19 protein-coding genes are annotated in these 23072 nt (G+C 61.6%); 9 read left to right on the plus strand and 10 right to left on the minus strand.

The window, feature by feature from the left end:
- The first annotated feature begins 50 nt into the window (after positions 1-50).
- The 3 genes from KW825_RS10105 (at position 51) to KW825_RS10115 (ending at position 4081) form a co-directional block, all read left to right on the plus strand.
- Positions 51-977 (plus strand): cation diffusion facilitator family transporter, encoded by a 927-nt coding sequence (locus tag KW825_RS10105; protein ID WP_218290887.1) that lies wholly within the window; start codon positions 51-53, stop codon positions 975-977.
- A gap of 276 nt (positions 978-1253) precedes the next feature.
- The gene (locus KW825_RS10110) at positions 1254-2795 is read left to right on the plus strand and encodes a TerC family protein (RefSeq protein WP_218329109.1); all 1542 of its coding nucleotides are present in this window, start codon (positions 1254-1256) and stop codon (positions 2793-2795) included.
- A 164-nt stretch (positions 2796-2959) separates the two neighbouring features.
- Positions 2960-4081 carry an alkene reductase gene (locus KW825_RS10115; RefSeq protein ID WP_218329110.1) on the plus strand — a complete coding sequence of 374 codons (1122 nt, stop codon included), beginning with the start codon at positions 2960-2962 and terminating at the stop codon, positions 4079-4081.
- Positions 4082-4172: 91 nt separating this feature from the next.
- Here the strand turns inward: KW825_RS10115 and KW825_RS10120 are convergent, their stop codons facing one another.
- Positions 4173-5192 (minus strand): adenosine deaminase, encoded by a 1020-nt coding sequence (locus KW825_RS10120; protein WP_218329111.1) that lies wholly within the window; start codon positions 5190-5192, stop codon positions 4173-4175.
- Positions 5193-5396: 204 nt separating this feature from the next.
- On the opposite strand from KW825_RS10120, the gene KW825_RS10125 reads away from it, so the two are divergent.
- From KW825_RS10125 to KW825_RS10140, 4 genes are all read left to right on the plus strand, one after another.
- Positions 5397-6146 carry an HAD-IIA family hydrolase gene (locus tag KW825_RS10125; protein ID WP_042652456.1) on the plus strand — a complete coding sequence of 250 codons (750 nt, stop codon included), beginning with the start codon at positions 5397-5399 and terminating at the stop codon, positions 6144-6146.
- A gap of 153 nt (positions 6147-6299) precedes the next feature.
- Positions 6300-6668, plus strand: coding sequence for a cupin domain-containing protein (locus tag KW825_RS10130; protein ID WP_218329112.1), 369 nt, complete (start codon positions 6300-6302; stop codon positions 6666-6668).
- Between the two features lie 193 nt (positions 6669-6861).
- Complete coding sequence (gene asnB / locus KW825_RS10135) at positions 6862-8526, plus strand: asparagine synthase B (RefSeq protein WP_218329113.1); 1665 nt, start codon at positions 6862-6864, stop codon at positions 8524-8526.
- Positions 8527-8916: 390 nt separating this feature from the next.
- Positions 8917-10131 (plus strand): PIN domain-containing protein, encoded by a 1215-nt coding sequence (locus KW825_RS10140; protein ID WP_218329114.1) that lies wholly within the window; start codon positions 8917-8919, stop codon positions 10129-10131.
- Between the two features lie 198 nt (positions 10132-10329).
- Here the strand turns inward: KW825_RS10140 and maiA are convergent, their stop codons facing one another.
- From maiA to KW825_RS10170, 6 genes are all read right to left on the minus strand, one after another.
- Positions 10330-10965 (minus strand): maleylacetoacetate isomerase, encoded by a 636-nt coding sequence (maiA, locus tag KW825_RS10145; protein WP_218329115.1) that lies wholly within the window; start codon positions 10963-10965, stop codon positions 10330-10332.
- Between the two features lie 106 nt (positions 10966-11071).
- A complete protein-coding gene (locus KW825_RS10150; protein WP_218329116.1) occupies positions 11072-12070 on the minus strand; it encodes a fumarylacetoacetate hydrolase family protein in 999 nt (332 codons plus the stop codon).
- A gap of 8 nt (positions 12071-12078) precedes the next feature.
- Complete coding sequence (locus tag KW825_RS10155; RefSeq protein ID WP_218329117.1) at positions 12079-13239, minus strand: homogentisate 1,2-dioxygenase; 1161 nt, start codon at positions 13237-13239, stop codon at positions 12079-12081.
- 50 nt (positions 13240-13289) lie between these two features.
- Positions 13290-14399 carry a 4-hydroxyphenylpyruvate dioxygenase gene (gene hppD / locus KW825_RS10160; RefSeq protein ID WP_218329118.1) on the minus strand — a complete coding sequence of 370 codons (1110 nt, stop codon included), beginning with the start codon at positions 14397-14399 and terminating at the stop codon, positions 13290-13292.
- 239 nt (positions 14400-14638) lie between these two features.
- Positions 14639-15289: an HAD family hydrolase gene (locus tag KW825_RS10165; protein ID WP_218329119.1), complete on the minus strand. Its 651-nt coding sequence runs from the start codon at positions 15287-15289 to the stop codon at positions 14639-14641.
- The gene (locus KW825_RS10170) at positions 15286-15930 is read right to left on the minus strand and encodes a TIGR01621 family pseudouridine synthase (protein ID WP_218329120.1); all 645 of its coding nucleotides are present in this window, start codon (positions 15928-15930) and stop codon (positions 15286-15288) included. The genes KW825_RS10165 and KW825_RS10170 overlap by 4 nt, the downstream gene beginning before the upstream one ends.
- A gap of 88 nt (positions 15931-16018) precedes the next feature.
- Here KW825_RS10170 and KW825_RS10175 point away from each other — a divergent pair, with 88 nt between their 5' ends.
- The gene (locus tag KW825_RS10175) at positions 16019-17602 is read left to right on the plus strand and encodes a GGDEF domain-containing protein (RefSeq protein ID WP_218329121.1); all 1584 of its coding nucleotides are present in this window, start codon (positions 16019-16021) and stop codon (positions 17600-17602) included.
- A 105-nt stretch (positions 17603-17707) separates the two neighbouring features.
- On the opposite strand, the gene KW825_RS10180 is transcribed toward KW825_RS10175, so the two are convergent.
- The 3 genes from KW825_RS10180 to KW825_RS10190 form a co-directional block, all read right to left on the minus strand.
- Positions 17708-19264 (minus strand): PAS domain-containing methyl-accepting chemotaxis protein, encoded by a 1557-nt coding sequence (locus tag KW825_RS10180; protein ID WP_218329122.1) that lies wholly within the window; start codon positions 19262-19264, stop codon positions 17708-17710.
- Positions 19265-19383: 119 nt separating this feature from the next.
- On the minus strand, positions 19384-21042 hold the full coding sequence (locus tag KW825_RS10185; protein WP_218329123.1) for a fatty acid--CoA ligase: 1659 nt from the start codon (positions 21040-21042) through the stop codon (positions 19384-19386).
- Positions 21043-21137: 95 nt separating this feature from the next.
- Positions 21138-21704: an alpha/beta hydrolase gene (locus tag KW825_RS10190; RefSeq protein WP_218290870.1), complete on the minus strand. Its 567-nt coding sequence runs from the start codon at positions 21702-21704 to the stop codon at positions 21138-21140.
- A 292-nt stretch (positions 21705-21996) separates the two neighbouring features.
- On the opposite strand from KW825_RS10190, the gene KW825_RS10195 reads away from it, so the two are divergent.
- Positions 21997-23049: an AraC family transcriptional regulator gene (locus KW825_RS10195; protein ID WP_042652472.1), complete on the plus strand. Its 1053-nt coding sequence runs from the start codon at positions 21997-21999 to the stop codon at positions 23047-23049.
- Positions 23050-23072: the final 23 nt, after the last annotated feature.

The raw sequence follows: 23072 nt of genomic DNA on the forward strand, positions 1-23072 counted from the left end.
AGAAAACCGCTTGCGCTCTGCAATCTTCACCATTTGAAAGGAGGACTTTTATGGCTCACCACAGCCATGTTATCAGTACGTTTGTCAGCACCGAGAAACAGGCTCTGACCCTGTCACTGTTCGGCTGCATCAGCTTCGCCATCTTCGGGATCGGCTACGGCCTGTTCGTCGGTTCCAACGCCATCATGCTCGATGGCATCTTCACCCTGTTTAGCATGGGCATGACGGGTTTAGGGTTAATCACCGCCTACCTGGTGACCCGCCCCTCCGACGATCGCTTCCAGTACGGCTACGCCCACTTCGAACCCATCACCAACGTCATCAACGGCACCGTCATCCTGCTGCTCTGCCTCGGCGCCTTCTATAGCGGCATCACCTCCTTGCTGGAGGGCGGACGGGAGATCGATCTCGGCCACGCCCTCATCTACGCCGCCGTCTGCACCTTCTTCTGCGCCATCATCTACCGGATCGAGGCCGGCGTCGCCGAGCGGCTCGACTCCGAACTGGTGCGGGTCGACTCCAAGGAGTGGCTGGTCGACACCCTGCTCAGCGCCACCCTGCTCATCGGCTTCGTGGTCGCCATCGGCCTCGAGGCCATCGGTTACGGCCACTACAACCGCTACATAGACCCCGTGCTGGTCACCCTGCTCGCCCTGTGCGCCACAATGATCCCCATCAAGGTGCTGAGCCGCAACCTGCGGGAGGTGCTGAAAGTGGCGCCCAAGGGGGATGTGCCCCAGCGGGTCGAGCACGAGATCGAGGCCCTGCGTCAGCGCCATGGCATCGAGTGCTACAGCCATCTGGCCAAGAGCGGGCGCCGCTTCGATCTCGAACTCAACATCCTGGTCGCCCCGGATCAGGAGTGGCCCGTCGAGCGCCAGGACGCCCTGCGCCAGGAGCTCTGGTCCCGCCTCGGTGACACCCTGGGCGATGCCTGGCTCTCGGTCTGCTTCACTCGCGAGAAGCGCTGGCTCTGATCTGCCCCGTGGCGAAGGCCCTTGCCGGCCTTCGCCCATCGACCGGCAATCGCATCATCCCCCTTGCCAACGCCGCCATTCCCGTTATCATCGGGACTCATTTTCGCTAAAAGGTACAGTTGCCCATCATGGACAACCCTCGAAGTTGCTCATTTATTCCCCCCGTCAAAACCTATCTCTATCTGCTCAACCAACGCCTCTGAATCGCGCCGTCGCTATCGCTTTCTAGTTCGGCACCCTTGCCGCCATCTGCGTCTGTTCAATTGAGGTCATGTCATGGAATTTTTACTGGACCCTGCCATCTGGGTCGGTCTGTTCACCCTGATCATCCTGGAGATAGTGCTCGGGATCGACAACCTGGTGTTCATCGCCATCCTGGTGAAGAAGCTGCCCCCCGCCCAGCGGGACAAGGCGAGGCTCATCGGCCTGTCGCTGGCCCTGCTGATGCGCCTCGGGCTGCTCAGCATCATGTCCTGGCTGGTCACGCTCACCCAGCCCCTGCTGCAACTCGGTGAGTTCGCCTTCTCCGGCCGGGATCTGATCCTGATGGGCGGTGGCCTGTTCCTGCTGTTCAAGGCCACCACAGAGCTGCACGAGCGGCTGGAGGCCAAGCCGGAGGAACAAGGCCCGGCCGGCGTCTATGCCGGCTTTGGGGTGGTGATCGCCCAGATCCTGGTGCTGGATGCGGTCTTCTCGCTGGACTCCATCATCACCGCGGTCGGCATGGTGGATCACCTCGGCGTCATGATGGCCGCCGTGACCATCGCCATGGTGGTGATGGTGCTCGCCTCCAAGCCGCTGACCCGCTTCGTCAACGCCCACCCGACCGTGGTGGTGCTCTGCCTGAGCTTCCTGCTGATGATCGGCTTCAGCCTGGTGGCCGAAGGCTTCGGCTTCCACATCCCCAAGGGCTATCTCTACGCCGCCATCGGCTTCTCGGTGCTGATCGAGTTCTTCAACCAGCTCGCCCAGCGCAGTACCCAGCGCCATGAGTCCAGGCAGCCCCTGCGCGAGCGCACCACGGCCGCCATCTTCAAGCTGATGGGCGGCAGCCGGGCCAGCCAGCTCCAGCAGCAGGATGAGGAAGAGGATCAGGGTGCCCCCCGCCCCATCAGCTTCGGGGACGAAGAGCGTTACATGGTGACCGGGGTGCTCTCCCTGGCGGAGCGGTCCATTCGTACCATCATGACCCCTCGCGCCGAGATGGAGTGGATCGACCTCAACGACTCCATCGACGAGATCCGCGCCCTGCTGCAACGGGCACCCCACAGCCTGTTCCCGGTCTGCGACGGGGAGCTGGACGAGATCATCGGCGTGGTCAAGGCCCGGGATCTGCTGTTTGCCCTGAACGAGGGCCAGTCCCTCGCCCAGCTCGCCAAGCAGAACGACCCCATCATAGTGCCGCAGACCATCAACGTGATCCGGCTGCTGGCGGAGCTGCGCCAGGCCAAGGGCAGCCTCATCCTGGTGGCGGACGAGTTCGGCGTCATCCAGGGGCTGGTCACCACCCACGATCTGCTGGAGGCCATCGTCGGCGAACTGCCGGACGAGGACGAGACCCCGGACATAGTGCCCGACGGCGAGGGCTGGCTCATCAACGGCAGCACCAACATCCACCATGTGGAGCAGGTGCTGGAGTGCGATGGCCTGGTGAGCGACAGCGACGAGTATGTAACCCTGGCGGGCATGCTGCTCTCCCACTTCGGCGTCCTGCCCGACGTGGGCCAGCAACTGCGCCTCGGCCAGCTCTGCTTCGAGGTGCTGGCGGTGAGCGAGCGGCGCATCGAGCGGGTGCGGGTGACCCCGCTGAACGGCTGATAGTTCTGCCATGCCTGAATATGAAGAGAGGGCCTGTTGGCCCTCTTTCTCATGGTGCTAGGCAAATTGCTGCGTGAGCGACAATTCTCTTCTGCAATTACCCCTCTTTTTCACAATGACACCGGGGGGTAGAGTCGCCTCAATCCCACCATGAGGAACTCAACATGCCACACGATGCCCTGTTCTGCCCCCTGCGCCTCGGCCAGCTGCACCTTAACAACCGAATCGTCATGCCGCCCATGACCCGCTCCCGCGCCAGCCAGCCCGGCGATGTGGCCAACGCCATGATGGCCACCTATTACGCCCAGCGCGCCGAAGCCGGCCTCATCGTCAGCGAAGGCACCCAGATCGATCCCCTTGGCAAGGGCTACGCCTGGACACCTGGCATCCATAGCGCCGAGCAGATCGCGGGCTGGAGACTGGTCACCGAGGCCGTGCACGCCAAGGGTGGCACCATCTTCGCCCAGCTCTGGCACGTGGGTAGGGTCACCCATCCGGACAACATCGGCGGCGCCCAGCCCATCTCGGCCTCGGCCATCCCGGCCGCCGGCGTCAGGGTGTTCGTCGACAACGGCAGCGACGCCCCCGGCTTCGTCGAGACCGCCACCCCGCGCGCCATGAGCCAGCAAGACATCGACGCCGTGGTCGGCCAGTTCCGCCAGGCCGCCCGCAACGCCATGTTGGCCGGCTTCGATGGCATAGAACTGCACGCCGCCAACGGCTACCTCATCAACCAGTTCCTCGACTCCGAGTCCAATGCCCGCACCGACGGCTACGGCGGCTCGCTGGCAAACCGGCTGCGCTTCCTGAGAGAAGTGACACAAGCGGTCAGCGGCGAGATCGGGGCGGATAGGGTCGGCGTGCGGCTCGCCCCGCTCACCACCCTCAACGGCACCGTAGATGCGAATCCACAGGAGACCTATCTGGCCGCTGCCAGGCTGCTGGGAGAGCTCGACGTGACCTATCTGCACATCGCCGAGGCGGACTGGGACGACGCCCCGCTGATGCCGGAGGACTTCAAGCAGGGGCTGCGGGCTGCCTTCCCCAACACCCTCATCTATGCGGGCAAGTATGACGGCGCCCGGGCACGGGCCGCGTTACAGGCGGGTTGGGCCGACATGATTGGCTTCGGTCGCCCCTTCGTGGCCAACCCGGATCTGCCGAACCGGCTGCGCCACGGCTACCCCTGGGCCCCGCACGATCCGGCCACCCTGTTTGGCGGCGCCGAGCAGGGGCTGACCGACTACCCCCTCTATCAAGAGAGCCGCGAGCCGCAATCCGCCTGAGTAGAGTCGGCGAGCCAACAAGCCATAAAAACCAACGCGCCCCTGAGGGCGCGTTGTGCTTTGTCGCGGCGGCAGCCGTTCACCGCGGCCCCTAGTTGAGGGTGACCCCATGACAGGCGGCGTAGCATAGGATCTCCCGGGTCAACCGCGCCTTGTCCGCCAGATCGAGCCAGCTCGCCTCCACCCCGTTGAGGGACAGCCGGCAGAGCTGCTCCCGGCTGGCGCCGAGCTCCGCCACCAGCGCCTGGAAGTTGGCGGCCATGTAGCCGCCGAAGTAGGCGGGATCATCGGAATTGATAGTGACGCACAGCCCCTGTTCCAGCAGCTGGAGCACGTTGTGATCGGCCATCTGCGCGAACACCTTGAGCCGGGTGTTGGAGAGCGGGCAGACGGTGAGCGGCAAGCGGGTGTCCGACAGGTAGCGCAGCAGTTCGGGGTCGTCGACACAGCGCACCCCGTGATCGATGCGCCTCACCTGCAGCTCGTTGATGGCCTGCCAGATGTAAGACACCGGCCCCTCCTCCCCGGCATGGGCCACCACCGGCAACCCCAGCGCCCTGGCTTGGGCGAAGACCCCGGCAAACTTGGTGGGTGGGTTGCCCAGCTCCCCCGAATCGAGCCCGATGCCGTGGATCCGCTCCAGGAAGGGCTCGGCCTCGCGCAGGGTGACGAAGGCCTCTTCCTCGCTCAAGTGGCGCAGGAAGCTCATGATCAGCCGCCAGCTGATGCCAAAGGCCAGCTCCCCTGCCTGCAGCGCCCGCTCTATGCCGCCGAGCACTGTGGCCAAGGGGATGCCGCGGGCACTGTGAGCCTGGGGATCGAAGAAGATCTCCACGTGCACCACCTGCTCGGCGGCGCAGCGCTCTAGGTAGGCCCAGGTGAGATCGAAGAAATCCTGCTCGGTGATGAGCACGCTGGCGCCGCGGTAGTAGAGGTCGAGGAAGGATTGCAGGCAGTCGAACTCATAGGCGGCCCGCAGGCTCTCGACATCGGGCCAGGGCAGGGCCACCCCGTTGCGGCTGGCCATGGCAAACATCAGCTCAGGCTCGAGCGTGCCTTCGATATGCAGATGCAGTTCCAGCTTGGGCAAGCCGGCAATAAAGTTATCCATGATGACGGCTCCATCGTCAGACCCAGTACGGGCGCCCCCTTGAGGCGCCCTCCCTCTGCCCCCATTGTGCACCTATCTGGCGCGGCGGGGGAGACTTGTCATCAAAGCGCCTTATAATGGCGACACAAAAAATCATAACCGATTGAAGACATTCAAAGTCGGCGCCCGCCTCGCGTCCGCTCTTGCGCCCTACAAGGAGTTCTTATGAAGAAAAACGTCATCTGTGATATCGACGGCGTCATACTGCACAACAACGATCTGGTGCCCGGCGCCGACCGTTTCGTCCATCGCCTGCTGGAGCAGGGCAGCAAGCTGCTGTTTCTCACCAACTACCCGGCCCAGACCCAGAAAGATCTGCAGAACCGCTTCCGCTCCGCCGGCATCGAGGTACCCGAAGAGTGCTTCTATACCTCCGCCATGGGCACCGCCGACTTCCTCAAGCGCCAGGATGGCAAGAAGGCCTATGTGATCGGCGAAGGAGCCCTGACCCACGAGCTCTACAAGGCCGGCTTCACCATCACCGACATCGATCCCGACTTCGTGGTGGTGGGCGAGACCCGCAACTACAACTGGACCATGATGCAGCTGGGCGCCAAGTTCGTGGATCAGGGGGCGCGCTTCATCGCCACCAACCCCGATACCCACGGCCCCATGATGTACCCCGCCTGCGGCGCCTTGTGTGCCCCCATCGAGCGGATGACCGGCAAGAAGCCCTTCTACGTGGGCAAGCCGAGTGCCTGGATCATCCGGGCGGCGCTCAACCGGATGGAGGCGCACTCCGATGACACCATCATCATCGGCGACAACCTGCGCACCGACATACTGGCGGGCTTCCAGGCCGGCCTCGAAACCGTGCTGGTGCTGTCCGGCGTGAGCAAGGTGGCCGACATCGACCGCATGCCGTTCCGCCCGAACCACATCTTCGACTCCGTGGTCGACATCGATATCGTCTGAGCCCGCACTCGGGGCATCCTCATGCCCCGGCAGGGCGCCCCCTTGGCAAGGGGAGGCAGATCGTTTAACTTAACTGCAACATTGTTAAGAAAAGTAAACGAAAACGGGATCGGGACGATCCCGTTGCCCTCTCCGCCATCGCAAGGAAGCCCCATGAAGAACCTGAATGACTGGATCCTGCTGGACCAGCACCCCGTCTCCCCCACCCCGCTGACCCCTCCGAGCGATCGCATCAGGGAGGGCAATCCGAGCCAGACCCTGTGGAATCACTACTCGGATCCGAGTCAGCAGTTTCACGTGGGCTTCTGGGCCTGCGAGCCGGGCCGCTGGGCCGTCCACTACACAGAGCACGAATATTGCCAGCTGCTGGAGGGTGAGGCGCGGATCCACGACGGCCAGGGCGGCCAGCTGCACCTCAAGGCGGGGGATCAGTTCGTCATCCCGGCGGGCTTCGTCGGCGAATGGGAGACCCTCATCCCTTGCCGCAAACTCTATGTGATCTTCGAACCCGCCGCGGCCTGACGCGCACGTCAAGCACCCGCCCTTTTCCTGCCGCTTGTCCATGCCGCCAGCTTGACGCTTGCGGCATGATTTTGTGCGGTTTTCCCGCTTGCAAAAGGGTTTTACGCTAGGCATTGTGATTGGCGAGGAATGTAAATGGAATTTCGAGCCCAAACGTGGGGGGCTCACATAAAAATCAAGAGGATTACCGCCAATGTGTTCTATTTTCGGCATTCTGGACATCAAATCCGATGCAGCAGCCCTGCGCAAATCGGCCCTGGAGATGTCCAAGCGACTGCGTCACCGCGGCCCCGACTGGTCCGGCGTCTACAGCTCCGACAAGGCCATACTGGTGCACGAGCGCCTGGCCATCGTCGATCCGGGCAATGGCGCACAGCCGCTCTACAACCCCGAGCGCACCCACGTATTGGCCGTCAACGGCGAGATCTACAACCACAAAGAACTCGAGAAGAGCCTCAAGGTCGACTTCCAGTTCCAGACCCACTCCGACTGCGAGGTGCTGCTGGCACTCTACAAGGAGAAGGGCCCGGCCTTCTTGGACGATCTCAACGGCATCTTCGCCTTCATCCTCTATGACGCGGAGCAGGATGCCTATCTCATCGGCCGCGATCACATGGGGATAATCCCGCTTTATACCGGCCGCGACGAGCACGGCAACTTCTATGTCGCCTCCGAGATGAAGGCCCTGGTGCCGGTGTGCAAGAGCGTCGAAACCTTCCCGCCCGGACATTACCTCTGGAGCAAGGATGGCGAGCTCAAGCAGTGGTACCAGCGCGACTGGATGGAATACGACGCGGTCGAACAGAACGTCAGCGACAAGGCCGAGCTCAAAGCCGCGCTGGAAGCGGCGGTCAAGCGTCAGCTGATGTGTGACGTGCCCTATGGCGTGCTGCTCTCCGGCGGTCTCGATTCCTCCGTCATCTCCGCCATCACCAAGCTCTACGCCGCCCGCCGGGTGGAAGACGATGGCAAGAGCGAAGCCTGGTGGCCGCAGCTGCACTCCTTCGCGGTCGGGCTGGAAGGCTCGCCGGATCTCGCCGCCGCCCGCAAGGTGGCCGACCATCTGAACACCATCCATCACCAGATCCACTTCACGGTGCAGGAAGGGCTGGATGCGCTGACGGATGTCATCTATCACCTCGAGACCTATGACGTCACCACCATCCGCGCCTCCACGCCGATGTATCTGATGGCCCGCTACATCAAGGCGATGGGTATCAAGATGGTGCTCTCGGGTGAGGGCTCGGACGAGCTGTTCGGTGGTTACCTCTATTTCCACAAGGCGCCGAACGCCCGGGAATTCCACGAAGAGAACGTGCGCAAGCTCGCCTCCCTGCACCTCTATGACTGCCTGCGCGCCAACAAGTCGATGGCCGCCTGGGGCGTGGAAGGCCGCGTGCCCTTCCTCGACAAGGAGTTCATGGATGTGGCGATGCGCCTGCAGCCCGCCGACAAGATGTGCGGCAACGGCAAGATCGAGAAGCACATCCTGCGCGAAGCCTTCGAGGAGCTGCTGCCCCACGAGGTGGCCTGGCGTCAGAAGGAGCAGTTCTCCGACGGCGTGGGTTACTCCTGGATCGACAGCCTGAAAGCCATGGTCGAGGTCGAGGTGACGGATCAGATGTTCGAGGCGGCGGCGTTCCGCTTCCCCATCAACACCCCGCTCACCAAGGAGGCCTACTACTATCGCGCCATCTTCGACGAGCACTTCCCGCTGGAAGCGGCCGCCCGCACAGTGCCTTATGGCAAGTCGGTCGCCTGCTCCACCCCCACGGCTCTTGAGTGGGATGCCAAGTTCAAGGAGATGGCCGACCCGTCCGGTCGCGCCGTGATGGATGTGCACCAGCAAGGGTATTAATCTTGGGCTGAACTTACCGGTCCGACCTACGAGATGCTAATAACAGCAGAGCCCCTCCCAAGGGGCTTTTTTTGGTAATCTTTTCGTAGATCATCGCTATAAATGGAATCAAGATGTGTGCAAGCGCAAAAAACACCGTTTTTCTGAGCCTTATCTCATGAAATTGATGGACCGGTGCCCCCTGACTCCGTAAAATAATCTCAGAGCTAATTAATCATAATGGCATGCAGGCTTGATTAGAGTAATCATTATCAGACGTTAAAAAACTTCGGAGAAGCACTGTCACATCAATGGTAATAACACGTTATCTTTAACCCATCTATCTAGATAGATAAGATCAACGCTCTTTATTTAAGATATAAGAAACATTATTTTTTACTGGGGGGGATAATGAAAAACACTTTTTCTTGGTACTTCAAGCCTGATACTGAAGAGACTGATAAAATATGGAAGGATGGAGTACTAACTGTTGATGCCAACGTATTATTGGACTTATATCGTTACCATGACAGTACAAGAAGCAGTCTACTGGAAAGCATAGAGAATTTTGAAGGAGAACTTTGGCTATCTAGACAAGCTGCTGAAGAATTCTTCCGAAACAGAAATAAAGTTATTGTTTCATCCAATAAAACCTTTAAAGAAGCTAAAGACGAAATAGAAAAATTACGCAATTCTATTGAGGCTACAGTTAATCAACTTAAAGGGAATAGAATAATTCCTGCCAATGTTGCAGAGCAAATGCTTGAAGAAATTACACCTAGCATTAATAAAGCTCAGAAAACTGTAGATGAGGCAAAAACCAATCATCCGAACTTTCTTAAAGAAGATGCCGTTTTAGAAAAAGTCGCATCACTTTTTGCGGGCGCTATTGGCAATCCATTTCCTGATGATCAACTTTCTTCCATTTCTGCCGAGGCTGAAGAAAGAAAAAACAAAAAAATCCCTCCTGGTTATCTAGATGATGATAAGGATGGTGATAGACCCTATGGCGATTATTTTCTCTGGAAGCAAATCCTTAATTACTCGAAGGAGAAATCAAAGCCAATCTTATTTGTCACGTCTGAACGAAAAGAAGATTGGTGGGAAAAGTTATCAGGGAAAACTACTGGCCCTAGGATTGAATTACTTAGAGAAGCAACAGAATATACTGGTCAACGTATAGTAATCTATCAAACAGACAGATTTTTAGAGTTTTCATCACAGCGTAAAGGGCAAGATGTAAATACTAATGCCGTTGAGGAAATCAGAGCTATAGACAACTTAAGGGCAGAAAGAGAACATGCTGTAGAAGTTGTGTCACAGGAAAGTACGAAATGCTCTGGTGATTATAGCTCTGGAAGTATTGTTATCCGACTAAAGCGGCCAGTGAGAAATTTCACCGGAAGCGGTCATTTTGATCCTGTAATGGATAGCTCGCCAAATGTCAGCGTACAACTAACTTCCTCACCTATCGGACTACCTCCTTGCGCTATTAGTGCTGGCACAGGAACAATCTACGATTTTAATATTCACGTTAAATCTGACAACAAGAATGATCTGCTTCCAGTTGGTGAATATACTTTTGAATATATTGCTAGATTAACTCCAGAAGAGTTCTTAGAATAGTTTGTAGGTTGGGCTGAGCTTGCGAAGCCCAACATTCGCGTTCTCTGGATATTAAAAGACAAGGTTTGTTTCACGAACGTCCGATTAGGCTTTGCTGATCGAAGCTACCTGAATAATGTTATGACTGCCAACCGTAGCCACTCATTTCCAGCTATTTGTTGGGCTTCGCAGCGCTCAGCCCAACCTAAAACGGCAAACTCAAACAGCATCCGACTGATTGGCGGGGGCGGCCTTGATAAAAGCCTGCAACTGCTCGCAGTTGGCGACGATGCGGGCAATGGTGGGATAGTCATCCAGCGTCATGTTGTAACGGCGGGCGTTATAGACCTGAGGCACCAGCATGCAGTCGGCCAGGGTCACCTCGTTGCCGACGCAATAGACACCGGCAGTGGTCATCAGCAGCGGCTCCAGGGCCTTGAAGGTCTCGTCAATCCAGTGGCGATACCAGGCATCACGCGCCGTCTTGCTCTGTCCCAGCTCCTGCTCCAGATAGTTGAGCACCCGCAGATTGTCCAAAGGGTGAACGTCGCAGGCGATCATGTTGACGATCTGGCGCACCCTTGCTCGCTCCTGGGCGGCCGAGGGCATCAGCGGATGGGCGGGATAGGTTTCGTCGAGGTATTCCATGATGGCGACCGACTGGCCGACCTGCACCTCGCTGTCGATGAGAAAGGGCACCAGCCCCTGCGGATTGATCCGGCGGTAAGCCTTCTCCTTCTGCTCGCCCTTGCCCAGATGCACCGGGTGCTGCTCATAACTCAGTCCCTTGAGTTGCAGCACCAGGCGCACCCTGAAACTCGCCGATGAACGCCAATATCCAAACAACTGCAGCATAACTCTGTCCCTCTTACGCTGGCGGACGGCGAGTGGCGAACGAAAATCGGCAGGTGGCCACCACCTGCCGTCTCCCCCGCCGACTCCCCCGTCGGCCACGGCTTCCTTAGCTCGTCTGGCTGGCGCCTCCTTGCGTGACGCGCTGCAAAATGGTGCCAAACAGACTCATTCCATTGCGATCCAGCATCGCGATGGACACTGTATCACCAAAGCGCAGGAAGGGTGTAGTGGCCTGACCTGACTCGATTATTTCCAGCATGCGCAGCTCGGCGAGGCAGGAAGATCCGGCGCTGCGGTCATAGTTGGAGACGGTGCCTGAGCCTATGATGCAGCCCGCCCCGAGCGGCCGGGTCTTGGCGGCGTGGGCGACAAGTTCATGGAAGTTGAAGGTCATGTCCACCCCCGCGTTGGGGGCCCCGAACAGGCCACCGTTGAGGTGGGTCATGAGCGGCAAGTGCACCTTGCCCTCCTGCCAGTCGCTGCCCAGCTCGTCCGGGGTGATGGCCACCGGCGAGAAGGCGCTGGAGGGTTTGGACTGGAAGAAGCCAAAGCCCTTGGCAAGCTCACCCGGGATGAGGTTGCGCAGGCTGACGTCGTTGACCAGCATCAGCAGCTTGACGTGGGTGGCTGCGGCCTCCGGGCTCGCCCCCATGGGCACGTCGTCGGTGATGATGGCCACCTCAGACTCGAAGTCGATGCCCCACTCCTCGGATCCCATGACGATGGGGCCACGGGGGGCCAGGAAACTGTCGGAGCCGCCCTGGTATATCAGGGGATCGTGCCAGAAGCTGTCCGGCATCTCGGCGCCGCGGGCCTTGCGCACCAGCTCCACGTGATTGACGTAGGCGCTGCCATCGGCCCACTGGTAGGCGCGGGGCAGCGGGGAGAGGCAGGCCGCCTCATCGAACGGGAAGGCCTCGGGGCAGGCACCGGCGTTCAGCGCCTCATAGACGGCGGCAAGCCGCGGGGCCGTCTCGGCCCACTCATCCAGCGCCCCTTGCAGGGTGGGGGCGATCGCGGTGACCCGCACCGCCCGACTCAGATCACGGCTCACGACCAGCAAGGCGCCATCGCGCTTGCCATTGTTCAGGGTTGCCAGTTTCATAAAAGTCCTTATTTGCCGCTGTGATCGGGGGTGAGTGCCGGGCGCAGCCAGCTGTTGACGTAGCGCGGGTTCTCCACCCCCTCGCACAGGCTGCCGACGCTCAAGGCGTCGCGGGTGTCGAGCATCACAGCCACCTCGTCGGTGAAGGTCTTGGCATGGGCGCGGCCGGCCGCGAACGCCTTGGGATGCGGGCCGTGGGTGAAGCCGGCGGGGTGGAAGGTGACCATGCCCCGCTCTATGTTGTCCCGGCTGAAGAAGTCGCCGGCGTGGTAGAACAGCACCTCGTCGAAGTCGTCGTTGCTGTGGTAGAAGGGCACCCGCAGGGCGCCGGGATCGCTCTCGATGGGGCGCGGCACGAAGGTGCAGACCACGAAGCGGCTCGCCACGAAGGTGGAGTGAGCCGAGGGCGGCAGGTGATAACGGTGGCTCATCAGCGGGCGGATGTCGCGCCAGTTGAGGCGCACCACGCAGAGATCCCCGTGCCAGCCCTGGGCATCGAGCGGGTTGAACGGCCAGCTGATGACCGACACCTGATCGTGACGCTTGACCTGCAGCGACCAGGGATCCTCATCCTGCTGGGCCAGGAAGGCGTCGTCGATGGCGGGCACGTCCAGCGCCGCCGGATCGAAGATGGCGTGCTGACCCACCAGCCCCTTGTCCGGCAGCTGATAGCTGTCCCCCGTCGCCTCTATCATCAGGATGAACAGCGGCGCGGTCGGCTCGATGCGCCACATGGTGCCGCGGGGGATCACCACATAGTCCCCGTCCCTCAGGGTCAGATGGCCGTAATCGCAGTAGAACTCCCCGCTCCCCTCGTGGATGAACAGCAGCTCGTCGCCGTCGGCGTTGCGCACCAGGAACGGCATAGGCTCGTGCAGGCGCCAGATCCGGTAGCGGCAGTGGGCATTGTGCAGTATGTCCGGCATCACCCAGGGGGAGAGGGAGCTCACCTCCTCCTGCAAGCCGTTGAGATCGAACGCCCGCGGCCGCAGCGGCCCCTCCCAGTTGATCCAGTCGGTGGGGGCGTGCTTGTGGTGCATGTGCGTGGCGGGGCCGAAGAAACCGGCCCGCCCCAGTTCGCGCTCATAGATGGCCTGCTCGGGCAGGTCGGCATGAGCCTGGCGGGAGTGGGTCCCCTCCCGGTGGGGGAAACTGATCCAGTTACGCATGGCTGAGTACCTCGTATGAAATGAATACCGCTCGACGGTCTCGCATCCCGTCACGCATCGCTGGGCTCGCCGCTCAGCACACCACGGCGGATCTGGTCCAGCTCAATGGATTCGAACAGCGCCTGGAAGTTGCCCTCGCCGAAGCCTTCGTTGCCCTTGCGCTGGATGATCTCGAAGAACACCGGGCCGATGACGGTGTCGGTGAAGATCTGCAGCAGGATGCCATCCTTGGTCGGCGAACCGTCGATCAGGATGCGCAGCGCCTTGAGCGCCTCCAGATCCTCCTGATGCCCCTCCACCCGGCTGTTGACCTTCTCGTAGTAAGTCTCCGGGGTCGGCATAAAGCCGGTGCCACGGCCACGCAGGGTGCGGATGGTCTGATAGATGTCGCCGGAGGCCAGGGCTATGTGCTGGATCCCCTCCCCCTTGTACTGGCGCAGGTACTCCTCGATCTGGGACTTGTCGTCGGAGGATTCGTTGATGGGGATGCGGATCTTGCCGCAGGGGGCCGTCATGGCGCGGGAATGCAGGCCGGTCAGCTTGCCCTCGATGTCGAAGTAGCGGATCTCGCGGAAGTTGCCGATCCGCTCATAGAAGTTCGACCAGAGATCCATGTTGCCGCGCTGGACGTTGTGGGTCAGGTGATCGATCTCAAGGAGCCCCGCATCCACCTCGGCCATGCGCGCCTGCCAGTCGGAGTAAAACACGAAGTCCACCTCGTAGATGGAGCCCTTGTCGCCGTAGCGGTCGACAAATGACAGGGTGCTCTCGCCGATGCCGTAGATGGCGGGGATGTTGAGCTCCATGGGCCCTATCTTGCCGACGAAGGGCTTGGCCCCCTTGCCGATGGCATGTTGCTGGGCCTTGCCCGCATCCGCCACCCGAAACGCCATGCCGCACACGCTAGGCCCGTGCAGGCTGGCGAACTGCTCGGCCTGGGAGTGGGGCTCGGCGTTGACCACGAAGTTGATGTCCCCCTGGCGGTAGAGCCAGCACTGCTTGTGCTTGTGCTGCGCCACCTCGGCGAACCCCAGCGAGACGAACAACGCCTTGAGGGCGGCGATGCCCTTGGGATCCGGCGCCGTGTATTCGACGAATTCGAAGCCATCCGTGCCGAGCGGATTGATGGTGTGGGAACGGGAAGAGGAAGTGGTCGTCATGATGCGCTCCTTGCGGCGCTGCCCTGTGGCAGCTGCCATGGCCAAACCGATGCAGATCCGCGCTGGGGGATCTGGTGTTAACAACTTGTTTCATTAGAGGCAGGGGGCGCGCAGAAGAGAAGAGGCAGGATGACGATAGTTTTTCCGGTTACCCCGTCAAAGATGTAAATGAATTGTGACATTGAAGGCGCAGCCTTGCGGGGCAACCCATGGCGACCCGCAGGGCTGTCAGCCCTGGCTTACAGCCGCCACTGTCTGGGTTCGATATGGGGCAGTCGCTCCCGCACCCGTTGCAGGCGAGCGGGGCTGGGATTGATGAGCCAGGCCTCTGCCCCCAACGCCAGCAAGGGCAGATCGTGCGGGCTGTCGCTCAGGGCCAGGGCGACCTCGAGATCCAGGATCCGCGGCAGTATCTTGTGTTGGCCATGACAGTAAAAACGCGGCATCAGGCCACCGAAGCGGTAGTGCATCCGCGAGCCGATGATCCGGTGCGGCATGCCTGGCAACTGCCGATGAAGCTGGCCACGCACCAGGGCGCGGGGGCTGGCGGAGAGCACCCAGCAGCGCTTGCCCTCGGCCACCAGCAAGGCGCGCGCCTCCTTGAACAGGCCAGGGCGGGTGCGGCAATAGTCCCGCACCAGGGCGCGCCAGCCGAGGGGCGAAAGCCCCAGGGTGATGGCCCACCAGATGAGCGAGATCCCCCGCCGCCGCTGGTTCGGCAATAGATAGACAAGCCCGCCCAGCGCGATCACCGGCAGCAGCAACAGCGGCCAGCGACGACGGCGCAATATATGGCGCAGCAGGCCGGCGTGGCTGTCGCCTGGGGCCAGGGTGTCGTCAAAGTCCGCCAGGATCCAGCCCGTGGGCAAGGCCCCCAGCTCGTGGCTCATTCGCTCAGCCCGGCGATGGCGGCATGCAGTTCGGGGGTGAGAAACTCGGCCCCCTCCTCCGGCGGGCAGATGAAATCGAAAGGCACGCCATCCAGGCTGAAACTCAGCCGCCAGGCATGGAGGTAGCCGCGATCCGCCGGGGTGCCGCCGTAGCGCTCGTCCCCCAGGATAGGCGCCCCTATGCTTTTCAGGGCGACCCGGATCTGGTGGGTCTTGCCGGTCTGGGGCTTGATGCGATAGAGCCGCAAGCCTTCCCGCACCGGGCAGGAGTCAAACCAGCTGATGGCGGGATTGTCCAGGCTGCGTGCCAGCATCCAGCTGCCGCCTCGCCCTTTCTGCATGTCGCCCTTGACCCAGCCCTGCTTCTTCTTCGGCTTGCGATCCGAGAGCGCCAGGTACTGCTTGCTCACCCGCCGCTCGGCAAACGCCATGCTGAGCGCCCGGTTCGCCGCCGGGGTGCGGGCCAGCAGCAACAGCCCCGAGGTCATCTTGTCGAGTCGATGCACGGGGTAGAGCTCCAGCCCGGTCTCGGCACGCATCAGATTGATCAGGCCGGGCTCGCCCGCCTCATCATGCATACCAAGGCCTGGCCCCTTGTTGATCACCATAAAATCTTTCTGCTGCGACAGTATCCGGTACATCTAGAACCCTTTAGAATGACATTTATTAATAAGTTGTGATCGGGCGACTGGCCACACCCCATGGACCTTCAGCACAAGAATCGCACGGATGAAGAGATGCTTGCTTTGGCTGCTATTGCTCGTTGCCAGTTCCCCCCTCCAGGCCGGTGAGCGCTCGCTCGACTCTCCCGATCGGGTAGTCCTGCAGCTGCGCTGGCTGCACCAGCCCCAATTCGTGGGCTACCACATGGCCAAGGCCAAGGGCTTCTATGCCAATGTCGGCCTGGATGTCGAGATCCGGCCTGGTGGCAAGGGAATAAGCCCGGTACAGGAGGTGCTGGCCGGGCGCGCCGATTTTGGCGTCGGCAACACCGAGGTGCTGACCAGCTATGCCCATGGCGAGCCCTTGCTGGCCCTCGCCAGTGTCTACCAGCACTCCCCCTCGGTGTTCCTGGCCCGTCGTGACAGCGGCATTCTCACCGTTGCGGACATGAGGGGCAAACGGATCATGATGTTTCCCGGCCATCAGGATGCCGAGCTGCTCGCCACCCTCTACTATCAAGGGCTGCACGAGCGTCAGCTCACCCCCATTCCGACCTCGGTCAATATCGACGACCTGATCGAGGGCAAGGTCGATATCTTCAACGCCTATATCAGCAACGAGCCCTTCTACCTGGAGGAGCGGGGCATCGCGGTCTCCATCATCAACCCCCGCAACTACGGCATCGACTTTTACAGCGACATCCTGTTCACCACCCAGGCGCAAGAGCGGATCGACCCGGCGCGGGTGGAGCGCTTTCGCGCCGCCAGCCTGAAGGGGTGGCGCTACGCGCTGTCCCATCCGGCGGAGGCCATTGCCCTGCTGCGCAAGGAGTATGGCGTCAACCGCAGCCAGGCCCACATGGAGTACGAGCTGCAGATGAGCAAGGAGATGATACAGCCGCTCTATGTGGAGATCGGGTATATGAATCCGGATCGCTTCGGCCACATCATGGAGCAGCTGACGGAGATAGGCCTCATCCCGCGGCCCCTGCCGCTGGCAGACTTCCTCTATCAGGCCCCCTCGGAGCAGTGGGCATTCTGGCGCCCCTGGTTCTTGCTGAGCCTGGCCGTGGGCGCCCTCATCCTGCTGCTGAGCATCTACCTGCTCATCAACAACGAGCGACTCAACCGGGAAGTTGCCCTGCGCAAGCTGCGAGAGCAAGAAATATTGCAGCTGGCGCGCCAGGATCCGCTCACCGGACTGCCCAATCGCCTTAGCCTGATGGAGCAACTGGAGCTGCAGATCCAACACCCCGATCCCGGCTGCCTGCTGTTCTGCGATCTCGACAGCTTCAAGCAGGTCAACGACAGCTACGGCCACAGCTGTGGCGATGCCCTGCTCTGCCAGCTGGCGGAGCGGATCAATCACAGCCTCGGCCACCGACGTTTCTTCGCCAGGCTGGCGGGGGATGAGTTCGTGCTGTTGCTGCCCGACCACGACAGCTGGCAGGCCGAAGAGGTGGCCGAGGTGATCCGGCTGGCCATGATCCCGCCCTTCGAGGTCAATGGCCACTCCCTGTCGGTCGGGATCAGCGTGGGGGTCAGTCCCTACCAGGCCGGCTGGAGCGCGGAGCAGTGGCTGATCAACGCCGATCAGGCCATGTATGGCGACAAGGGCATAGTGCTGGAGAAACAGCGGACCCTGGGTTGAGTCGCCCCTCCCGGGCTTTCTCGTCACCAATCCATGCAGTCCTCATGCAACAAGGCCACCCTGGGGTGGCCTTGTTGCATTTTCTGCATTGAGACGGTCCCCGAGTCAGCCGAAGGTCTGCCCCAGAGACTTGAGTTGCCGTGCCTTGGTGAGCAGGATATCGCTCGATTCGTTCACCACCTGCATCTTGCTGCTGTTGGTGTGGGAATGCTGGGAGATGACGTTGACGTTCTGACTGATGTCCTCGACCACCACCTGCTGCTGCACCGCCGCGGCCGAGATCTGGGTCGAGAGCGCCACCACCTGCTCTATCTCCGTCAGCACCTGCTGCAGGCTGTCCGATCCCTGCCGGGTCAGGGCCACGCAGGACTGGGTCTGCTGCAGGTTTTTCTGCATCATCCCCTTCCAGTCGTTCAGGGTGCGCTGGATCTGCCCTATGCTGCCCTGGATCTGCTCGGTCGCCTTGTGGGTGCGGGTCGACAGGGTGCGCACCTCATCGGCCACCACCGCGAAGCCGCGCCCCTGTTCCCCCGCCCGCGCCGCCTCAATGGCCGCGTTGAGGGCCAGCAGGTTGGTCTGATCCGCTATCCCCTGGATCTCGTTCATCAGCACCCCGATGCGCTCCGACTCGTCGGCCAGCGCCACCGCCGCACTGAAGGCGTGCTCGGCCTGGGTGGCCAGCTCGGTGATGCCCTGCTGGGTGTCCCCCAGCTGCCGATCGGTGTGCAGGCAGTGCACCTTGGCCTGGGCTATCTGGCTATCCGTCTCCTCGATGTTGCGGGCTATCTCATGGGCCGTTGCCGCCATCTCGGTGATGGCCGCCGCCACCTGCTGGGTCTGGATATCCTGCTCGGCGATGTCGGCACTCGCCTCACTGGAGGCCGTCTTGAGGTGCACGGCCAGATCCTGCAGGGAGAGGGTCGCATCCTCCACTCGCCCCAGCACGGTCCGGATCCTGGCCTGCAGCAGCTTGATGTGGAAGTCCGCGATAGCCTTGGGCTCATTGCCCGAGTAGATGAGCTGGGTCAGGCTGTCGTACTCGCTGGCCAGCTGGCGCAGGTAACGGGGGGTGCCGATCAGCTCGTGGCGATAGAGCAGGACAAGCCAGGCCAGCGGCAGCAGTATAAACAGCGGCCCCCAGGCGCCCAGCAGATGGAGGCTCCCCCCCAGCATCGCCAGCAGCCCGAGCAAGGCCACCCCATGGCGCACCCAGCGGCCCAGGGCGACACCGGCGCGGCGCTCCCCGCGCTCACTCGCCTTCAGCCTGGTGTAGGTGCGGGTGGCAATGGCCTTCAGCTCGGGTTCGGCGCGGCTGCGCACCGACTGGTAGCCACTGATCCTGCCCTGCTCGAAGATGGGGGTGACATAGGCATCCACCCAGTAGTAACGGCCATCCTTGCAGCGATTCTTGACCATGCCGCGCCAGGGCTTGCCCTGTTTCAGCTTGCCCCAGAGATCGGCAAAGGCCACCTTTGGCATGTCCGGATGGCGCACCATGTTGTGATGCTGACCTATCATCTCCGCCTGGCTGTAGCCCGCCACCCGGCAGAAATTTTCATTCGCGTAGGTGATGACACCCCGCATATCCGTGGTGGAGACCAACTGCTCATGGGCGGAAAAATCTACTTCTTCATCAACGAGATGACTCTGCGTCTTACTCATGGCACACGCCTTTTGTGTTAAAACTCAATTAGCGTAGTCAAGGCGATTGACCCCGACAATAAAGGCCCTCATTCCGTAGGGAAACTGAGGGCCTTTCTGTTCATTTCATGACGCTGCGCTCAATTTTCCCTGGTCGCGCTCAGCTCCTGCTCCCGGATCAGCTTCTTGTTGACCTTGCCGACACTGGTCTTGGGGATCTCCTGCACGACCCGGATCTGGCGCGGGATGGCCCAGCGGTTGATGCGGCCGCTATCGACGAAGTGCTGCAGGTGGGTCGCGATGGCTTGTTGATCCAGGTGGTTCCCCTCCTTGCACACCACCAGCGCCAGCGGGCGCTCGCCCCACTGCTCGTCCGGGATCCCCACCACGGCCACCGCGTGAACGGCGGCATGGGCGCTGATGAGATTCTCCAGCGCCAGCGAGCTTATCCACTCACCGCCGGTCTTGATCACATCCTTGATGCGATCCTTGATCTCCACTGTGCCGTGGGGATCGATGGAGGCCATGTCCCCGGTGTGCAGCCAGCCGCCCTGCCAGAGCTCGGCACCTTTTTCCGGCTCCTTCAGATAGCCCTGCGCCAGCCAGGGGGCGCGTACCACTATCTCCCCCATGGCCTGGCCATCGTGCGCCACCTCCCGGCCCTGCTCATCGATGATGCGCAGATCTACCAGCGGGATCGGGGTGCCGGTACGGATCCGCAGGGGGAGCTGCTCCGCCATGGGTAGCGCCAGCTCCTCTTCGCTCAGATGGACCACGCACAGCAGTGGGCAGGTCTCCGACATGCCATAGCCGGCGTGGATCAGGATCCCCTTGTGGTGTGCCTGGGTGGCCAGCCCCAGCGGCAGGGCACTGCCCCCCAGCAGCATCTTCCAGCCCTCAAACGAGGTCTGTCTGGCCTCCTCGCAGTCGAGGATCATCTGCAAGATGGTCGGCACGCAGTGGGAGAAGGTCACCCCCTCCTCACGATAGAGGCGCACCAGCTTGTTGGGCTCATAGCGGCCCGGATAGACCTGCTTCACCCCGAGCATGGTCGCCACATAGGGCACTCCCCAGGCGTGGACGTGGAACATGGGGGTGATCGGCATGTAGACATCGTCGGATTGCAGCAGCGACTGGCCCGCGTGGGCCGCCAGGGTGCCGAGTTCGTTGAGAGTGTGCAGCACCAGCTGGCGGTGGCTGAAATAGACCCCCTTGGGATCCCCCGTGGTGCCCGTGGTGTAGAACAGGGTGGCCACCGATTGCTCATCAAAATCGGGGAAGTCGAAGTGGCAATCCGAGTCGGTCAGCAGCGTCTCGTACTCGCCCAGACTGGGCAGGCTGGTGGCCTGGGCCTCGCCATCGGTGAGCTGGATGTAGCCGCGCACCGTGGGGAGCGCACTCTGGATAGATTCGAGGATCGGCAGGAAGTCATCGTGCACCAGCACCAGGTGATCCTCGGCGTGGTTCATGGTGTAGGCGATCTGCTCCGGTGAGAAGCGCACGTTGACCGTGTGCAGCACGGCGCCAATCATGGGCACCGCGAAGAAGCACTCGAGGGAGCGGTGGCTGTCCCAGTCCAGCAGGGCGACGGTGTCACCGGGCCCGACCCCGGCCGCGGTCAGCATGTTGGCCAGGCGCTGGATACGCTGGTTGAGGGTGCGATAGTCGTAGCGCAACCTGTCTGCGTAGACGATCTGCTGATCGGGGTGGTAGCGCACTCCCGACAACAACAGACTCTTGATCAGCAACGGATAAGCATGGGCTCCCTGCGCTGGCGGTATGATCCTGGTCTTCACCATATTCACTCCTTGCGATTCATATGCTCAATGCGATGACTGACGAAGGGGGCATCCCTCCCCCTGTGAACTAACCTTGCCTGCGCCGCGCCTGCTGCTCAGGCATCGAGACTCAACAACAGGGCCTCCGCCTGGGGCCAGGGGCCGAAGCCGCTGGCCGGGTTGAGGTGACCCACCTCCCCGATGTCGACCAGCTCGCTCCCCCAGTCGTGGGCCAGGGCGCGCACCGCATCCTGGCTGGCCAGGGGATCGTTGCGGCTCATGGCCACCAGACTGGGAAAGGGCAGGCGCGTGCGGGGTAGCGGGCGCCAGCCACCGTCCGCCATGGCTTGCGGGCTGGGGTAATGGGCCGGCCAGCTGGCGTCCAGATCCGGTGGCGTGACCAGCAGCGCCCCCTTGATCGCACCTTGATGGCGCGCGGCCCAGTGCGCCGTCATCAGCACCCCGGCGCTGTGCGCCACCAGGATCACCGGCCCCTCTATGGTCGCCAGCGCCTGCTCGATGGCGTCGACCCTGGCCTGGCAGCTGAGCTTGTCCGAGGTCAAAGGCGGCACCGTATGCACCTTGGCCAGACGGGCCGCGAGCAAGGTTTGCCAATGATCCGATACATGGTCACGCAGGCCGGGCACGATCAATACCGTGGCCCTGGTGTGCAATTTATTCATCTCACTCCCTCATGCTGGCTCGGCGCGGGCCAAGCGATTGAGAGACACAGTAAGGCGCCCCGCCGCCGGCTGCTTTACCTTGGGTGCCATGGGCTTGTCATTTTGTGACAGGGGGAACGAGGCGGTGGCGACCGCTTGGCCAGCGAAAAACGCGGCCCCCAGAATGGTGATCAGATGAAACACAGGACTAATTGACTAGTGACAAGTCGCTTCTCATTTTGTAAATGAAATGATAAAAGTAGGTTAATAACAAGCAAGTCAGCATGTGAGCCGTTGTCATTGGAGCTGTAATATGACCCTCTTCGCCAGAGCCGCTACCCTTACCAATTATCTCGACGTCGCCCGCCAATTGGGATTGAACACCCCCAGCCTGCTGGCACAAGCCGGACTCAGCGCCTCTGTGCTGGATGTCCCCAACCAACGGGTTCCCGTCTCGGCCATCGTCAAGTTGCTCGAGCTGTCGGCCCGAGTCGGTGCTTGCAGCAGCCTGGGTTTGCGCATGGCGGAACACCGCCAGCTGTCGGACTTTGGCGAGGTCAGCCTGCTGCTCAGCTACCAGCCCAATCTGCGTGAAGCCCTGCAGGTGATGGTGCAATACATCCAGCTGTTCAACAATTCGCTGGCGATCTTCATCGAGGAGGCGGGCAAGACGGTCATCATCCGCGAGGAGATCATCACAGATGCCCCCATGCCGTCACGCCAGGTCACCGAGCTGGCGGTGGGCGTCATGTATCGCTTCTGCGCCGCCCAGGTCGGCGTCGGCAGCAACTGGCACCCCATTAGCGTCAACTTCACCCATGATGCGCCGGCGGATCTCAGCCTCCACAAGCGCCTGTTTGGCTGCAAGCTGGAGTTTGGCAGCGAGTTCAACGGCATCGTATGCCAGTCCGTCGACCTGGACGTTCCCAACCCCCTCGCCAATCAGGCCATGGCCCGCCACGCGCGCCAGTACCTCGACACCCTGCTGGTGGAGACCCAGCAATCCGTGCTGGTGGAGGTGCGCAAGGCCATCTACCTGCTGCTCCCCATGGGGCGCGCCACCATAGAGCAGATCGCCAGCACCCTGGGGATGAACGTGCGCACCCTGCAGCGTCATCTGGAAGAGAGCGGCGCCACCTTCAGCGAGCTGGTCAACGAGGTGCGGCGGGATCTGGTGATCCGCTACCTGAAGAACGCGGGCTACTCCCTCGGTCACATCGCCGACATGCTCGGCTACTCCATGCCCAGCTCCTTCACCCGCTGGTTCAGCGCCCAGTTCGGCATGCCCCCCGCCACCTGGCGCTCCCGCCACAAGATAGTGCCCAAGGCGGTCCAAAGTGCCCGCACCAGCCTGGCCTATGGCTGAGTGAACCCTGCGGGAGGCGACCC

It is taken from the genome of Aeromonas sp. sif2433, assembly GCF_019218705.1.
Taxonomy (GTDB): Bacteria; Pseudomonadota; Gammaproteobacteria; order Enterobacterales; family Aeromonadaceae; genus Aeromonas; species Aeromonas encheleia.

Coding starts and splice junctions, on each gene's coding strand:
- KW825_RS10105 (WP_218290887.1), top strand. CDS start 51: ATGGCTCACCACAGCCATGTTATCAGTACGTTTGTCAGCACCGAGAAA.
- KW825_RS10110 (WP_218329109.1), top strand. CDS start 1,254: ATGGAATTTTTACTGGACCCTGCCATCTGGGTCGGTCTGTTCACCCTG.
- KW825_RS10115 (WP_218329110.1), top strand. CDS start 2,960: ATGCCACACGATGCCCTGTTCTGCCCCCTGCGCCTCGGCCAGCTGCAC.
- KW825_RS10120 (WP_218329111.1), bottom strand. CDS start 5,192: ATGGATAACTTTATTGCCGGCTTGCCCAAGCTGGAACTGCATCTGCAT.
- KW825_RS10125 (WP_042652456.1), top strand. CDS start 5,397: ATGAAGAAAAACGTCATCTGTGATATCGACGGCGTCATACTGCACAAC.
- KW825_RS10130 (WP_218329112.1), top strand. CDS start 6,300: ATGAAGAACCTGAATGACTGGATCCTGCTGGACCAGCACCCCGTCTCC.
- asnB (WP_218329113.1), top strand. CDS start 6,862: ATGTGTTCTATTTTCGGCATTCTGGACATCAAATCCGATGCAGCAGCC.
- KW825_RS10140 (WP_218329114.1), top strand. CDS start 8,917: ATGAAAAACACTTTTTCTTGGTACTTCAAGCCTGATACTGAAGAGACT.
- maiA (WP_218329115.1), bottom strand. CDS start 10,965: ATGCTGCAGTTGTTTGGATATTGGCGTTCATCGGCGAGTTTCAGGGTG.
- KW825_RS10150 (WP_218329116.1), bottom strand. CDS start 12,070: ATGAAACTGGCAACCCTGAACAATGGCAAGCGCGATGGCGCCTTGCTG.
- KW825_RS10155 (WP_218329117.1), bottom strand. CDS start 13,239: ATGCGTAACTGGATCAGTTTCCCCCACCGGGAGGGGACCCACTCCCGC.
- hppD (WP_218329118.1), bottom strand. CDS start 14,399: ATGACGACCACTTCCTCTTCCCGTTCCCACACCATCAATCCGCTCGGC.
- KW825_RS10165 (WP_218329119.1), bottom strand. CDS start 15,289: ATGAGCCACGAGCTGGGGGCCTTGCCCACGGGCTGGATCCTGGCGGAC.
- KW825_RS10170 (WP_218329120.1), bottom strand. CDS start 15,930: ATGTACCGGATACTGTCGCAGCAGAAAGATTTTATGGTGATCAACAAG.
- KW825_RS10175 (WP_218329121.1), top strand. CDS start 16,019: ATGAAGAGATGCTTGCTTTGGCTGCTATTGCTCGTTGCCAGTTCCCCC.
- KW825_RS10180 (WP_218329122.1), bottom strand. CDS start 19,264: ATGAGTAAGACGCAGAGTCATCTCGTTGATGAAGAAGTAGATTTTTCC.
- KW825_RS10185 (WP_218329123.1), bottom strand. CDS start 21,042: ATGGTGAAGACCAGGATCATACCGCCAGCGCAGGGAGCCCATGCTTAT.
- KW825_RS10190 (WP_218290870.1), bottom strand. CDS start 21,704: ATGAATAAATTGCACACCAGGGCCACGGTATTGATCGTGCCCGGCCTG.
- KW825_RS10195 (WP_042652472.1), top strand. CDS start 21,997: ATGACCCTCTTCGCCAGAGCCGCTACCCTTACCAATTATCTCGACGTC.